Annotated in this window: 13 protein-coding genes; 2 read left to right on the top strand and 11 right to left on the bottom strand. The window is 52.8% G+C overall.

All coding sequences use genetic code 11. The features are described 5' to 3' along the window. Positions 1 to 76: 76 nt before the first annotated feature. From EV294_RS17465 to EV294_RS17440, 6 genes are all read right to left on the bottom strand, one after another. Positions 77 to 751: a DUF4166 domain-containing protein gene (locus EV294_RS17465; protein ID WP_132309014.1), complete on the bottom strand. Its 675-nt coding sequence runs from the start codon at positions 749 to 751 to the stop codon at positions 77 to 79. Next, entirely contained in the window at positions 748 to 1,665 is a 918-nt protein-coding gene (locus EV294_RS17460) for a DoxX-like family protein (RefSeq protein ID WP_132309012.1), read from the bottom strand. The genes EV294_RS17465 and EV294_RS17460 overlap by 4 nt, the downstream gene beginning before the upstream one ends. Positions 1,666 to 1,824: 159 nt before the next feature. Then, positions 1,825 to 2,454 carry a response regulator transcription factor gene (locus EV294_RS17455; protein WP_132309010.1) on the bottom strand — a complete coding sequence of 210 codons (630 nt, stop codon included), beginning with the start codon at positions 2,452 to 2,454 and terminating at the stop codon, positions 1,825 to 1,827. 15 nt (positions 2,455 to 2,469) lie between these two features. Continuing rightward, on the bottom strand, positions 2,470 to 3,789 hold the full coding sequence (locus tag EV294_RS17450) for a sensor histidine kinase (protein WP_132309009.1): 1,320 nt from the start codon (positions 3,787 to 3,789) through the stop codon (positions 2,470 to 2,472). 3 nt (positions 3,790 to 3,792) lie between these two features. Then, complete coding sequence (locus EV294_RS17445; RefSeq protein WP_132309007.1) at positions 3,793 to 4,854, bottom strand: M42 family metallopeptidase; 1,062 nt, start codon at positions 4,852 to 4,854, stop codon at positions 3,793 to 3,795. Positions 4,855 to 4,871: 17 nt separating this feature from the next. Continuing rightward, positions 4,872 to 5,429: a GNAT family N-acetyltransferase gene (locus EV294_RS17440; protein ID WP_132309006.1), complete on the bottom strand. Its 558-nt coding sequence runs from the start codon at positions 5,427 to 5,429 to the stop codon at positions 4,872 to 4,874. Positions 5,430 to 5,576: 147 nt separating this feature from the next. On the opposite strand from EV294_RS17440, the gene EV294_RS17435 reads away from it, so the two are divergent. Further along, positions 5,577 to 6,794 (top strand): chloride channel protein, encoded by a 1,218-nt coding sequence (locus tag EV294_RS17435; protein WP_132309004.1) that lies wholly within the window; start codon positions 5,577 to 5,579, stop codon positions 6,792 to 6,794. 169 nt (positions 6,795 to 6,963) lie between these two features. Here the strand turns inward: EV294_RS17435 and EV294_RS17430 are convergent, their stop codons facing one another. Continuing rightward, positions 6,964 to 7,842, bottom strand: a complete 879-nt coding sequence (locus EV294_RS17430) for a radical SAM/SPASM domain-containing protein (RefSeq protein ID WP_132309003.1) — start codon at positions 7,840 to 7,842, stop codon at positions 6,964 to 6,966. 100 nt (positions 7,843 to 7,942) lie between these two features. On the opposite strand from EV294_RS17430, the gene EV294_RS17425 reads away from it, so the two are divergent. After that, positions 7,943 to 8,146: a hypothetical protein gene (locus tag EV294_RS17425; protein ID WP_132309811.1), complete on the top strand. Its 204-nt coding sequence runs from the start codon at positions 7,943 to 7,945 to the stop codon at positions 8,144 to 8,146. A gap of 38 nt (positions 8,147 to 8,184) precedes the next feature. On the opposite strand, the gene EV294_RS17420 is transcribed toward EV294_RS17425, so the two are convergent. The 4 genes from EV294_RS17420 to EV294_RS17405 form a co-directional block, all read right to left on the bottom strand. Beyond that, positions 8,185 to 8,388, bottom strand: coding sequence for a hypothetical protein (locus EV294_RS17420; RefSeq protein WP_132309001.1), 204 nt, complete (start codon positions 8,386 to 8,388; stop codon positions 8,185 to 8,187). A gap of 127 nt (positions 8,389 to 8,515) precedes the next feature. Further along, the gene (locus EV294_RS17415) at positions 8,516 to 9,826 is read right to left on the bottom strand and encodes a stalk domain-containing protein (RefSeq protein WP_132309000.1); all 1,311 of its coding nucleotides are present in this window, start codon (positions 9,824 to 9,826) and stop codon (positions 8,516 to 8,518) included. A 165-nt stretch (positions 9,827 to 9,991) separates the two neighbouring features. Beyond that, positions 9,992 to 11,854 (bottom strand): ABC transporter ATP-binding protein, encoded by a 1,863-nt coding sequence (locus tag EV294_RS17410; protein ID WP_481856079.1) that lies wholly within the window; start codon positions 11,852 to 11,854, stop codon positions 9,992 to 9,994. Continuing rightward, positions 11,841 to 13,589, bottom strand: a complete 1,749-nt coding sequence (locus EV294_RS17405; RefSeq protein ID WP_132308998.1) for an ABC transporter ATP-binding protein — start codon at positions 13,587 to 13,589, stop codon at positions 11,841 to 11,843. Before EV294_RS17405 ends, EV294_RS17410 begins: the two co-directional genes overlap by 14 nt. Between the last annotated feature and the right edge of the window lie 26 nt (positions 13,590 to 13,615).

Genomic DNA, 13,615 nt, shown 5'->3' with positions numbered 1-13,615 from the left:
TCATTCGACATATAGTCATTTTTTCCTTCCTTTGTTTAGAAAATTTTGTCGTTTCGCGCGAAGCTAATATTTGACATTACTCTCTCGCTTCTTCCCTTAGCGGCTTCGCATCGGCCGGAATATGCCGCAAAGGGATCAATTCCGCCTCGAAGCTCCCTTCATAATGAAAAACCGTTCCCAATACCGGGCTGCTGACGATCACGCTAATCCGGAACTTTTCCCGGTCATCGTCATACCATTCGGTTACATCGGCCGTACCGGTGAGCAGCGCTGGACAGGTAAATTGAATGGGTCCTTCGTAGAACCTCTGATCCCCCGAACGGATTCTGATCCCCCCGTTGCTTGCAGCCGTGATGTCCAGATCTACTGCCAAATGCTGCTTGTTCCCCAGATAGTCCACGACTCTGTTTCTATCGGCACTGTAAATCATCGTTGCGTCAAAATGCCGGATGGCCCGCTTGAACTGAAATTTGCGGATCCAGGTTACCGTCTCACGGCCAAACCCGTCCCGATACGCGTAATTTTCTATCGTGAACGGGATGCCGCTTCCTCCCTGGGGAAACATAATGTGACGAGAAGCTCCCAATGCAAGCGGTATAGCTGCCCACTTGTTGAACCAGATCCGGTCCATGACCCCTTGGCCGATCGAAGCGACCCGATCCTTGCTGCTGAAACCAAACCGCTCCTGAATGCGCGGATGGAGATTATTGAATCGCGCACCCAATGCTTGTTCATAGATGGATCCGGTCATTGCCGCATCTCCCCTTTCTTCCGGATGCAATTGGCGGCATCAGGCAAGTCCCGGGATGTCCATATCCCAGTCAAGCAGAAGCCTATCATGGTCGCGCTTAATACAAAAGGATTAAACGGCTGAGCCAGGAGCGATGGCGTACAAATCAAAGCGCCTCCTGCAAGAGCTGATAAACCGACAACCTGCAGCCGGTAAATCCACTTTGAACGGTGATAAAGCAGCATCAGAAAACCTAACAAAATCTCCGCGGCCCCAAGCCATTTCAGAGCTTGCAGCTCCATTCCCGGGAACATTTGCATGCTTTTCATTATGCCTAGCTCTCCTGCTTCCGGAAACATCCACTTCGGAACAAGGCCTTCATAAAACCATAGCAGGCTTAGCAGCCCCGTGCTCAAATAGTGAATCAGCGTCCGCTGCAGGCTGACGGCCGGCGGGATTTGCTTCTCCAGCCACAACCGCAATACATCAAAGCTAAGAGCGGTAGCCCAGCCGAATAAAGGCCGGAACAAAAGGCGGTCGAACCAATGACCCAGCCGGCCGAACCGGGTGGCATAATCGTATTTCGTAAGGAAGGTAATCGAGTCCGCATTCGGGCGGTACTGCCAATACCCCGCTCCATGTCGGATTAAAGAGAACGGCTGCTCCGAGCCAAAGGCCAGCGTAGACAGCCTGACCCCCGTTCCTTCGCGTACCGATGATTTCGCGCGGCCAGTCCCGCTGATCCTAAGCCCGAATCCAATTCGCGTCTCATAAAGAAAGTCTTGCGTGTTCCTCTCCGACTTGCGGGGCAGGTAGTTGATGCTCGAAAACCGCAGATCCCACTGCTCGTGCAGCTCGGCGGTTTGGGTATAAGTCCACAGGCTTTCCATGTCGGCATGAATGATCAGTTCCACGTATATCGGTTTTCGTTTCATGAATTCCAGCTCCCTTCCCCTACATTCTAGGACGGGAGGCTGAAAGCCGGCAGTTCTAACTTTTGTAGAACCCTCCGGCATAAATAGGCCGACTGAACGTATGCTGACGCTTCTCCATCAAAAAAGCGGTGCAGGAGATCCTCCTGCACCGCGATAATATTATTTGGGCGGGAGCAAGCCTTTGCGCCGCACCTTTTCAACGGCTTCCTTGCGGCTTGTTACTCCCAGCTTTTTAAGCATTTTGTTCACCTGATTCTTCAAGGTGCTCTCCGTCTTGTACAGCTTCTTCTCCATCTGCGGCTGCGTATAGCCCTGCTCGATCAGTTCAAACACTTCCCGCTCGGCGGCCGTCAGCTGCCTCAGCTGCTCCTCCCGCTTCAGCCTTGCGTAATCCTTGAGCAAAGCGTCCATCGCGCGGGGATGCTGATACGCATTCCGTATGACATGGGGAAGCTCCTTGTAATTCGTCTTCTCCACATAGTTGACCGCACCGGCTGTAAAAGCCTGCATGATGATGGATTCGTCCTTCATCGACGTCAGCATAATGATCCTTGCCGGATGAATATCGTTCAGCTCGATAGCGGTATGAATGCCTTCTTCCTGGTAGTCCGTCAGCTGAATATCGAGCAGGACAACATCGAAGTCCAGCTGCTGCGCTTTCTCGAGCGCTTCTCGCGATGAGGTTGCGAAGCCTGCGACTTCCAGATCCGGCTCGCTGTTCAAATAAGCGGACATGGCCCGGATCCAGTCCGGATCATCCTCGACAAGAAAGATTTTAATCGTTGACACGGCATGCTCCTCCCGTCAGCCGAAGCGGATGCTTTTGGCGGCAAAATGAAAAATAACGGTTGTCCCTTCATTCTCCCTGCTCATAACGTCAACAGAGCCTCCGCTCTTCTTCATCACATTGTAAACATAGGAAAGGCCAAGGCCAAAGTTGCTGGAGCGGTTCTTCGTGCTGAAGAACGGTTCGAATATCCGTTCGAGCTGATCGGCCGCTATCCCTCTCCCGTTGTCTTTAATCCGTAACTGGACGGATTTCTTTTCCCGCTCCAGAGAAATATGTATGACCCCTCCGGTCTCCACCGCCTCCGCCGCATTCACCAATACGTTGCCGAGGGCTTCAGCGAAATGAACGGGATCGCCAATCACTGTCGGGCTGCAGGCATAATCGCCCCGTACCCGGATTTCCTTCTGCTCGAACAGCCCTTTATGTTTAGCCAAACTGCTTTGAACCAGCTGGTCCAGCTTAAACGGCTTCTCTGACAGAACGATATCCCGCATCTGGCTGTGAATCCGGTTCACCATGCCAAGCATATGATCCGAGGCCGACGTGATGATAGCCAGATGGGATAACGAGTCTGGCGAGCGTTCCGCCAGCTCCCTCTTCAGATTATCCGAGCTGATGGCAATTTTGCCGATTTCGTTTTTGATCGAATGATTAAGCTGGACCGCACCGGAGCTGACCGCTTTCATCGTCCCTTCGAGCGGGTCCTTCTCAAAGCGCAGCCTTACTCCCAGCACGCCGTAAATAAACGTGCAGATAAGAGCCACGGACAACGAATAAATAATGAACAAGGACACGTACCGGAAGGCATCCAATTCCGGAGCAACGACAGCCGCTACGTTAATAAGCAGCAGCACAGCCAGTATAGTCGGCACGATTATAAGGGTTGCGATAAAGCGGTTCCGCCGCTTGCGGCGGTTCGTCTCCTTCCATAAGGAGACGATGAGCAAGAGGCACGCGGCGAGGTAGTACGGAGCAGCCCAGCCCAGAAGGAACCGGTAATCCAGACGGATTTCCGGTTTTATCGGCGTCGATAGCATCATCCACGCGGGGATAACGAGCAGAGCCAGCTTCAAATAAAGCCGGGCTCTTTTTCCGGGTACCAGCTCGGAATAAACCACGCTGAATATAAGAATGCCGTATGGCGATAACGTATGGTTAAGCAGCTGCTCGATGTTCGCCCAATCGTCATAGCCATACCGGATCAATACATCCGTTAAGCCGCCTATCGCGGCAGCGCTCAGGAAAAAAGCCGCCCAGCGGTTCATCTCGCTGCGGGGATTGTTCATCAGCAAGATGAAGGCGGCAGTAACCAGCGCGAAGAAATAATAAATCATCCGTTAGGAGACGGACAATCCCAGGTACGCAAGCAGCAATGCTGCTGTATTTACGATCGCGTCGGCGTGCGTCCGTTCCATCGCGTGGGAGGCATGAACGCCGGGTCCGATCAAAGCGGCGCGTATGTTGTTTCCTCCCCGCAGCGCAGCAGAAGCGTCGGATCCATAATGCGGATAAATATCGACGGCGTAAGGCAGCTGATGCTGCTTCGCAAGCTCAATCAATCTCGAAGTCATCTCGTAATCGTACGGTCCGGAAGAATCCTTGGCGCAGATCGATACATCCCGCTCCGTCGTGGACAAATCGTCTCCAATCGCCCCCATGTCAACCGCAATAAGCTCCGTAACGTCGGCTGGCATGTAGGAATTGCCGTGACCTACCTCTTCGTAAGTGGAGAAAATAAGCTTTAAAGTCCGCCCCGGTTTTTGATCGACCCGCTTCATCCATTCCAGAAGACCGAATAACGCCGCGACGCTTGCTTTGTCGTCCAGATGCCGGGATTTCACCCAGCCTTGCGGCGTAATCCGCACTCTAGGATCCCAAGAGACGATATCGCCTACCGCAATGCCCAGCGACTCCGTCTCTGCCTTGCTGGACGTATTCTCGTCGATTCGGACTTCCATGTTGGCCTCGTCCCGCTTCCATTCCCTTGCGTCCGGATAGACATGGACGGAGGTTTTGGTAGACAAAACCGTGCCCTCGTATTGCCTTCCGTCCCTGGTATGGATCAGGCAATATTCCCCTTCAATCGTTTGCATGTCGTATCCGCCAATGGGGGTAATGCGCAGCATGCCGTTCGATTTAACGGAACGCACCATGGCGCCAAGCGTGTCGACATGCGCGGTGTAAGCAATCGCATCCGCCGAATCGCCGCTGCCCGCAACCGTGATCATTCCGTTCCCTTTAGGCGTACGCTCCATCGCATAACCCAGCTTCGCCGCTTCTTCCTCGAGACGGTTCATAATGTTCGTGCAATAACCGCTGGGACTTGGTATTTGAAGAAGCTCCTCCAGAAATTTCAAGATGTATCTCCGGTTTAACGTTTTATTTAATGGATTTTCCATGAATAATCTCCTCCTGCTTATTTCTTGGAATATGCCTTTTCATGAAAGGCGGTTATGTAACGGAACAGCTGCCTTCCGCTCCCGTCCCCAAGCCATGCGTTTTCCTGACTGAGTGGTTTGTACATGGCCCGGTATGGCTCCGGCACCCAGATATAAGAATGTTCGTAATCGGTAATGGTGAACCCGTTCCGCTCCCAGAACCGGATGCGCTGCTCGTTTATCCGGTTCTGCTCCGACTCCACTTCAATGAGAAGTCCGTCAAGCTGCATGCACTTTTGCGCCCATTCTTCAATCGCTGCGATTAGTTGAGAGCCGATCCCCTCTCCCCTCCGCTGCTCGGATACCGCGATGTAATCAATAAGCAATATTTTCTCTCCGCCCGTAAGCCCTGACAGGGCCATTGCTTGTACCCGGCCTTCATCGGCAAGCGTATGGAGAAAACACCGCATTTTCCGGAACATGCCGTTAATAATGGCATCGGGCTTTCGCCCTTGCTTCGGGAATGATTGTTCGTAAAGCTTCTTCGCAAGCGGCCACAGGGAATTATCGAGTTCATTCAAGGTCGTTAACAACATTTGTTGCGATGACTCCTTTTTCGCGTCTATTCATCTAATTTCTAGTGTACCACTTCTGGCCGTTATTGACGTTATTTTCAAAATGTACGATAGTAAATAAATAATTGTTCGCGTGAATTTCTCTTCAGTTAGGAGCTTATTGGATTTATGGCTAATGTTATGAAAACATCCTTCATCCGGCTGGCCGTTGCGGCTATTGTCGGCATTTGCACGGGATCGGCCTCCGCTTTATTCCTGACAACCCTGGAATGGGCAACGGAAACGTCTATGACGCATACCTGGCTGCTGTGGCTGCTCCCCCTTGGCGGAGCGCTGGTCAGCTGGCTTTATATGCAATACGGCAAAGATGCGGCAAAAGGCAATAACCTGCTGCTTGACCGAATCTACGGCGGTGAGACGGCTGTTCCACTGCGCATGGCGCCGCTTGTGCTGTTTGGCACGATTGTTACCCATTTGTTCAGCGGCTCAGCCGGACGGGAGGGCACGGCCGTTCAAATGGGCGGCAGCTTGGCGGAAATGATCGGCAAGCGCTTCAAGCTTAGCGGCGCTGAACGCAAAATCATCCTGCTGTGCGGGATCAGCAGCGGTTTTGGTTCGGTCTTTGGCACTCCGGCCGCCGGCGCGATATTTGCCCTGGAGGTTGCCGCGCTTGGAGCGATCTCGCTGCAATCGATTCTGCCGATATTTCTCGCGAGCTACGTTGGCCACTATACGACATTAGCCTGGGGCGTGCATCATCTTCATTATTCGATGGGCACGGTGCCACCGATTAGCGGTCTGTTACTGGTCAAAATTGCAGGGGCTGCCGTATTGTTCGGGTTTGCAGCCCTGTTGTTCGTCAAGTTAACCCATAAGCTGAAAGCCTGGTTTACGAAGCTTTTGCCCAATCCGATGCTAAAAAGTTTGGTTGGCGGCCTGATCGTCATCGCGATGGTCTATCTCATCGGCTCGAGGGAATACGCAGGCCTTGGTCTTCCGTTGTTGCAGCATTCGTTCGAAGAAGCTTCTGCTCCGCTTGCTTTCTTGTGGAAAACCATCTTGACTTCGATTACTCTAGGAGCCGGCTTCCAAGGCGGCGAAGTTACGCCATTATTCGTGATTGGCTCAACGCTTGGCAGCGCGCTTGCCAAGCTGCTGGCGGTATCCGTTCCCCTGCTTGCGGGAATCGGGTTAGTCTCGGTCTTCAGCGGGGCTACCAATACGCCGCTGGCCAGCTTTATTCTCGGCCTTGAGCTGTTCGGCTTGCAAGGCTGCGGCTGGCTCTACATGCTCATCGGATGCGCAGTCGCTTACTTGTGCTCGGGGGCTCCCGGCATTTATTCCGCGCAGCGTTCGCGGCGTTATTTCAAAGAATTGTGGCATTAAGCACCCTTAGGCCTTATGCCTTCATAAGATGGAGAAGCAGATGACAGAGAGGGTGCTGACTCTCCAAGACGCGAAAACCTTCACCGGCTTAAGGATCCGAACCTGCCAACAAGTACAAAAACAGCCGTAAACGCATAACGTTCAACGGCTGTCCGTATGTCTGATCCCCTTATTTGCCGAAGCGCTGGCGGTAGCCGCATTTGCGGCACAGCTCCTCAACCGCTTCCCTTCTCGAGAAACCGTCAACGAGGTTTGTCGCCCGCTCGCCCTCGATAATGTCCGAGAACCGCTGCTCATTCATATTGCCAAGATTGATTACCCCTTCACCGTCGAGACAGCACGGCACCACGGTACCGTCAATCAGAATGCCTGCCTGATTCCGAAGTCCGTAGCAGAAGCCTTTGCCGTCGTCTTCCTTTGCCCTTAGGTCCGGCCATTCGAATTCATAATCCTGATTCAAATAGACGCGCTCGGCGATTTTGACTCCGCTTCCGGGCATAACCTTTTCTTCAATCAGATAATCCAACTCGAATTCACGCTCAATCATCGACAGAATCTCGCGGTTCCGCTGTCTCTCCGCATTCGTCATATTATCCTGCGCCAAATTCCACAAGCGGAACGATGTGATCATATTCGTCTGTTCCATGGCCTCCCGGACGAAGGATAAAACTCCGCCGATATAGCCCTCTTTATCCTTGGAGCCGGCATGCCCGTCAAAGCTGTGAAGCGAGAAATTCATCTGCCGGAGAGCCGGCTTGGACAGCAGCTTATGTTTATTTTTTTGAAGCAGCGTTCCGTTCGTCGTGATATTGACCTTAAAACCCTTCTCGTGGCTAATATCGAGCAGCTCGTCAATCTTGGGATGAAGAAGCGGCTCGCCCTTTAAATGAAAATAAATATAGTCCGTAAACGGTTTGATCTGATCAAGCCGCTCCTTGAAATCTTCTATGCTGATAAATCCTTTTGCGCGTTCGGTTGGTGGACAGAAGGAGCACGCCAGGTTGCAAATACTCGTAATCTCGATATAAAATTTCTTGAATCTCTTCATGCTTCAAAGCTCCATTCTCTCGCGTTGCTAATCGTCTACCCACCATTATACCATTAAAGTCAATCAGGAGGTTGGTTGGATTATGTTTATGCAGGGTCAAATGTCCATACAGCAAAAAGCAATGATGCTTAGGGGTCGTCCGGTCGGCATTTCGCTCCGCAACGGCCAAGGCGTATCCGGAGTCGTCTGCAACGTGCAAGGCGGCGAGGTTTACGTCATGCAATATATGTACGCCACGCAGTTCGCTACCTTCCATTACAGCCTTAACGACATTAACGATATATTGCCGTTTCCGGCCTGCTAGCAAAAAAACCGCGAATTACGCGGTTTTTTGTGCTAGCCTCAGCGGACAATGACGGCAATGATTTTGTTCAGGGCCACATAAATCTTCGCGTGAAACGCTTTGAGTACGACGACTCCTTTTTTCACGGCCACGACGCGACCTACAATCTCTTCGCCGGAAACCGTTTTAAGCACGACAAGCTTAGCTTTCTTTTTCGCGGCCTCCAGAACCTCAGGAATTTCAATCGGAAACAGCACTCCCAAGGCGATCCCCCCCTTTCCTCTCAGCTACTCTAGTAATATGAGAATGATAGGATAGGGTTCGGGCTCTCCGAAAAAATCAGCGGCAGAACCGGATAGACATCCATTCTGCCGCTGATTGGCCGTAAGACTATTCTTTTATAACGGATTTATTAATGGCCGGAATCATATCGGGCGAATATTTGCTGTACAAGCCGAGGCGCCATAATGCCGCGCCTTTCAACTGATAACGCTTGGCAAGGCCAAGCTTGTCGTCAATCGACTGCGGAGTTTCCGCACTCAAATCGATGCCAAGCAATAGCTTCGATTTGGGCACGCCGGCTTTTAAAGCCAGCTGAATGGCTTCATTTACCTTATTATTCGGATTCGGCACTTGAGCCGCCGTCCCGGAAGGATTGTATTTATAGGCCATCAGAACAAGGTCGTCCGCCAGGCTGGCCAGCGTCTTGTAATCATAGCCTTGATAAGCGCTGTTTGGCGCATGCACGACAAGAGACAAGGCTATACCCTGCGGGAGTGCATCCTTCAGCTGCTTCACGTACCCGTTAAGCAGCTTCTGCTGCTCAATCTTGTCCATTTGGAAGCCAAGCCCTTCAAAATCCAGGACAACGCCGCCAAAGCCGTAATCCGAAATTGCTTTTGTTATGCCGCTGATTGAATTGGCCCGAAGCGTCTCGCTGCCCATCATCGTCGTCAGTTCGTTTTGCCCGTCAAGGGAATAGACCATCAAGTAAGGCTTGATCGATTTGTTCGCAGCATCGCTTACTAGCGATTGCGGCGTGATATCGCCGCTAGGCTCCGGAACCCGGTATTCGGTGCCCTCGAGCGTAAAGTTGCCGTCGCGGTCGATCCGGCTCCAGCCGTATGCAACGGAGTTCGCGGAATTGACCAGATCCCGCTCCGCGAACGAGGATAACGCGTAGAATGTGCGCAGATGCATCGCTTTTTTCGGCGATTTGATCGTTACGGTATTGGTTGACTGGCTCCAGCCAACCTGAGCGCCGAATTGGGTGCTGAAAAAGCTTAACGGAATAAGCACGCGATTATTTCGCATCATTGGCGCAGCCGGCAGGTTTACGTTTGTCCCGTTTACGACGGCAGTCCCGCTGCCAAGCTTCATGGAAAGCTTTACCGCTTTGCCTTGCTTGGAGCCTTCCGCGGTAACGGTCTGCGTCTTCTCGTCCCAGACGACCTTCTGAAGGCCAAGCGCTTCGCCGATGGTACGGAACGGAACAAAAGTAACGCCTTTTACGATAATTGGCGGACTATCGAAAGGCAGCTCTACATCGTCTAATAGAATCGTGGTCTTCGCAGGTACGGCCGACGTCGCCGTAGCCGTCACGGCAGCCGCGGACTCGGCTTTCCCTTCTGCGACACCGCTCGTTAACAAGGCAAGAGCCAGTACGGCCGCGGCTGATTTGATTCCCCATTGATTAATCATCTAAAACCTCCCATGCTCTACCCTGATTCTACCAACAAGTGGAAGCAGTAAAGCAACGGCCCTAGTATATCAAATTTTTGCTAGAGAGCACAAATGATAGAATCCTCATGAAAGAATGACGAAAAATGGCGGGACCCTTCTTAGCGAATAGGTCCCGCCATCCAGTTATACCGTTAAATTCCGGTGCATGCCGTAATAAAGGCCTTCCTTCTCCATTAGTTCGCTGTGGGAGCCTTTCTCGGCTATCGTTCCCTTGTCGATAACGAGAATCGTATCGGCATTCTGAATCGTGGACAGGCGGTGGGCGATGATAAAGCTGGTGCGCCCCTCCATCATCTGAAGCATCGCTTCCTGAATACGGAGCTCGGTCCGTGTATCAATGCTGCTGGTCGCCTCATCCAGAATGAGAATCGACGGCTCCGCGAGAATGGCTCTTGCAATGGCGAGCAGCTGCCGCTGTCCTTGGCTCAGGTTGCCCCCGTTCTCCGTAAGCGGTGTGTCGTACTGCTGGGGCAAGCGCCGGATGAAACCGTCCGCCCCCGCCATGCGCGCCGCTCTCCGAACCTCCTCATCCGTTGCTTCCGGCTTGCCGTACTTCAGATTTTCCTTCACCGTACCGGAAAATAAATACGTATCCTGAAGCACAATGCCAAAGGTCCGGCGAAGGCTGTCCCTCGTGTAATCCCGGATGTCCCTCCCGTCAATGAGGATCCGCCCGCCAGTCACGTCATAGAACCGGCTGAGCAGGTTAATAACGGTTGTTTTCCCCGCTCCGGTTGGTCCAACCAAGGCCGTGCTGCTGCCGGCTTCCGCCTTGAAGCTGACGCCTTTCAGAATCTGCACGTCGCTGCGGTAGCCGAACTGCACGTTTTCGAACACAACCTCGCCTTTGGGAGAACCAAGCTCGATGGCATCTGGTGCATCCTCGACCTCTTCCTTCTCGTCAAGCACCTCAAATACGCGCTCCGCTCCTGCAATCCCCGATTGAAGAACGTTGTACGTGTTCGCCAAATCCATCATCGGCCGGACGAACTGCCGGGAATAGCTTAGGAAGCTGGCGATAATCCCCACCGTAATCATCCCGTGCACGGCCATAACCCCGCCGACTATCGCTACGGCCGCAAAGCCGATATTGTTAATCACGCTGAGCAGCGGCATCATAAAGCCGGACCAGATTTGCGCCTTCGTGCTTACTTTGCACAACTCGTCATTGTCTTTGCGGAAATCGGCTATCGAGGTCGCTTCATAGTTAAAGGCCTTCACTACCTGGAAGCCGGTAATCGTCTCCTCGACTTGACCGTTTAGCCGTCCCAGCTGCGCTTGCTGGTTTTTGAACAAGGCGCTGGTTCGTTTCGTAATCGTTCGGGCAAGCAGGAAAACCAGCGGCACCGTAATCAGGCTTGCAAGCGTCAATAGCGGGCTCAGCACCAGCATCATGATCAGCGACCCGAGCAAGGCGATGGATCCCGTCATCAGCTGCGCCGAGGTTTGCGAGACGGAAGTGCTGACGTTGTCGATATCGTTTGAAAGACGGCTCATCAATTCGCCGTGCCGGCGCGTATCGAAATAAACAAGCGGCAATCGCTGCAGCTTCTCAAACAAGGTGCGCCGAAGCCGGCTGACGATCCTCTGGGAGATCCCCGCCATCATCCATCCCTGAAGGAAGCTGAGCGATGCATCCGCCAAATAAGACGCAACCAGGGCAAACAGCACAAGGTGCAGCAGACCAAAATCGACGGCGCCTTGGCCTCCTGCCATCGCGTTTACGGATACGCCAATTAAATACGGTCCAAGCAGCATAATGGCGGAATCGATCAGGATGAAGCCGAATACCAAGGCAAGCTGCTTACGCTCGCCGCTCAAATACCCCCATAAGCGCATTAACGTCGCTCGGAAGTTTTTCGGTTTTTGCTTAGGTCCGCCGCGTCCGCCAAATCCGGGACCGCCTGGACGGCCTCCCATCGGCACATTAACCTCGGCGCGCGCTGTGCTGTTATTGCCGGGGCCGGTTCCGTTAGGCTGAGGCATGGTTGTCCACCTCCTTGCCGATCTGCGAACGGTAAATCTCCTGATAAACCTGGCAATCCTGCATCAAACGGTCATGATTGCCCATGCCTACTATTTCTCCGTCGTCCATTACGATGATGGTGCTCGCATCCTTCACGGAGGAAATGCGCTGGGCAATGAGCAGACAGGTAACTCCTTTAGCGTAATCGCTTATCGCACGTTTGATCGATGCTTCGGTCGCGCTGTCGAGCGCGCTTGTGCAATCGTCGAGAATAAGAATATCCGGCTTCCGGATCAGCGCTCTCGCAATCGAAATCCTCTGCTTCTGCCCGCCGGAGAAGTTCACGCCGCCTTGGCCAATCATGGTATGGTACTGCTCAGGCAGCTCGGAAACAAACGAATGCGCCGAAGCCATTTTGGCCGCATCCACGACCTCCTCCATAGACGCGTCCTGCTTGCCGATCCGGATATTGTCCACAACCGGACCGGTGAACAGCACCGACTTCTGAGGCACAATGGCAATCCTCTCTCTCAGCTCGTGGGCATCGACTTCCCGAATGTTGATGCCGTTAATCCGCACCGCCCCTTCCGTAACGTCATAGAATCGGGGGATCAGGTTTACCAGCGTGCTTTTTCCCGAGCCGGTTGATCCGATGATGGCAACGGTCTCCCCGGGCTGGCAGCTGAAGCTGATCGATTTAAGCACGGGCTCGCCGTCAGGTCCTTCATAAGAAAAGCTGACGTTGTCGAATTCGATAGCGCCTTTGCCCTGCAGCTCCTTCACGGCAGATTGCCGAGCAGGGTCCATCATGGGATTGGTCTCCGCAAGCACCTGCACAATCCGGCCCGTTGACGCCTTCGCCCGAACGAACATGTTGAAAATCATCGTCATTGCAGTCAGCGAGAACAGAATCTGCGTCATGTAGTTAACGAACGCGATAATATGACCGACCTGGGTATGTCCGTCGTTGACCCGGATGCCGCCGAGCCAGATAACGGCAACAATTCCGATATTCATCGTCAGCGTAACGCCTGGACCGAATACAGCCATGACCCGCTGAGCGGAAGTGGACCGGGCTTCATATTGCTTGTTGATCCCGTTGAATTTATCGACCTCGAGGTCGAACCGGTTAAAGGCTTTCACAACTCTTACGCCGGACAAATATTCGCGCATAACGCCGTTTAACCGGTCTAACGCATTTTGCACCTTCAAGAATAATGGCAAGCCTACCTTCATGTTAAGCACAATCATCAAACCAACGATCGGAATGACGATCATAAGAACGATGGATAAGTACGGGTTTAACCGGAAGGCCATAATAAACCCTCCGATGCAAAGCATGGGAGCTTTGACAAAAATCCGCATCATGCCGTTGACGAAGTTTTGAACCTGCGTCACGTCGTTGGTAAGCCTTGTAACGAGCGAGGCACGGTCGAAGCGGTCTACGCTTTCAAAGCTTAACCCTTGAATTTTCTCGAACAAATCCTGGCGAAGCTCTGCGCCAAACCGCTGGGATACGATACTGGAGACAATATTGCGGCCGGATGCCGCAATAGCGCCTCCGAGCGTAATCAGCAGCATATAACCTCCGAAATGAAGCACTTTATCCATCTCTTTGGTCGCAACCCCTTCGTCCACGATATGCGACATCATGGTCGGCTGAAGCAAATCCGCCAATGCCTCAACGCTGACGAGCAGGACGCAAAAGGTGAACAGCAGGCCGTATTTTCTCACATACTTCATCATGTGCTGCACGCGTAGAACCCCTTTCCTATATACGA

This window comes from Paenibacillus sp. BK033 (assembly GCF_004345425.1).
GTDB lineage: Bacteria > Bacillota > Bacilli > Paenibacillales > Paenibacillaceae > Pristimantibacillus.
This window is presented reverse-complemented; position numbering and strand designations above follow the sequence as displayed.

Bases quoted from the DNA above. Each gene is read 5' to 3' on its own strand.
- EV294_RS17465 (WP_132309014.1), bottom strand. From the start codon at position 751: ATGACCGGATCCATCTATGAACAAGCATTGGGTGCGCGATTCAATAAT.
- EV294_RS17460 (WP_132309012.1), bottom strand. From the start codon at position 1,665: ATGAAACGAAAACCGATATACGTGGAACTGATCATTCATGCCGACATG.
- EV294_RS17450 (WP_132309009.1), bottom strand. From the start codon at position 3,789: ATGATTTATTATTTCTTCGCGCTGGTTACTGCCGCCTTCATCTTGCTG.
- EV294_RS17445 (WP_132309007.1), bottom strand. From the start codon at position 4,854: ATGGAAAATCCATTAAATAAAACGTTAAACCGGAGATACATCTTGAAA.
- EV294_RS17440 (WP_132309006.1), bottom strand. From the start codon at position 5,429: ATGTTGTTAACGACCTTGAATGAACTCGATAATTCCCTGTGGCCGCTT.
- EV294_RS17435 (WP_132309004.1), top strand. From the start codon at position 5,577: ATGGCTAATGTTATGAAAACATCCTTCATCCGGCTGGCCGTTGCGGCT.
- EV294_RS17430 (WP_132309003.1), bottom strand. From the start codon at position 7,842: ATGAAGAGATTCAAGAAATTTTATATCGAGATTACGAGTATTTGCAAC.
- EV294_RS17425 (WP_132309811.1), top strand. From the start codon at position 7,943: ATGTCCATACAGCAAAAAGCAATGATGCTTAGGGGTCGTCCGGTCGGC.
- EV294_RS17415 (WP_132309000.1), bottom strand. From the start codon at position 9,826: ATGATTAATCAATGGGGAATCAAATCAGCCGCGGCCGTACTGGCTCTT.
- EV294_RS17410 (WP_481856079.1), bottom strand. From the start codon at position 11,854: ATGCCTCAGCCTAACGGAACCGGCCCCGGCAATAACAGCACAGCGCGC.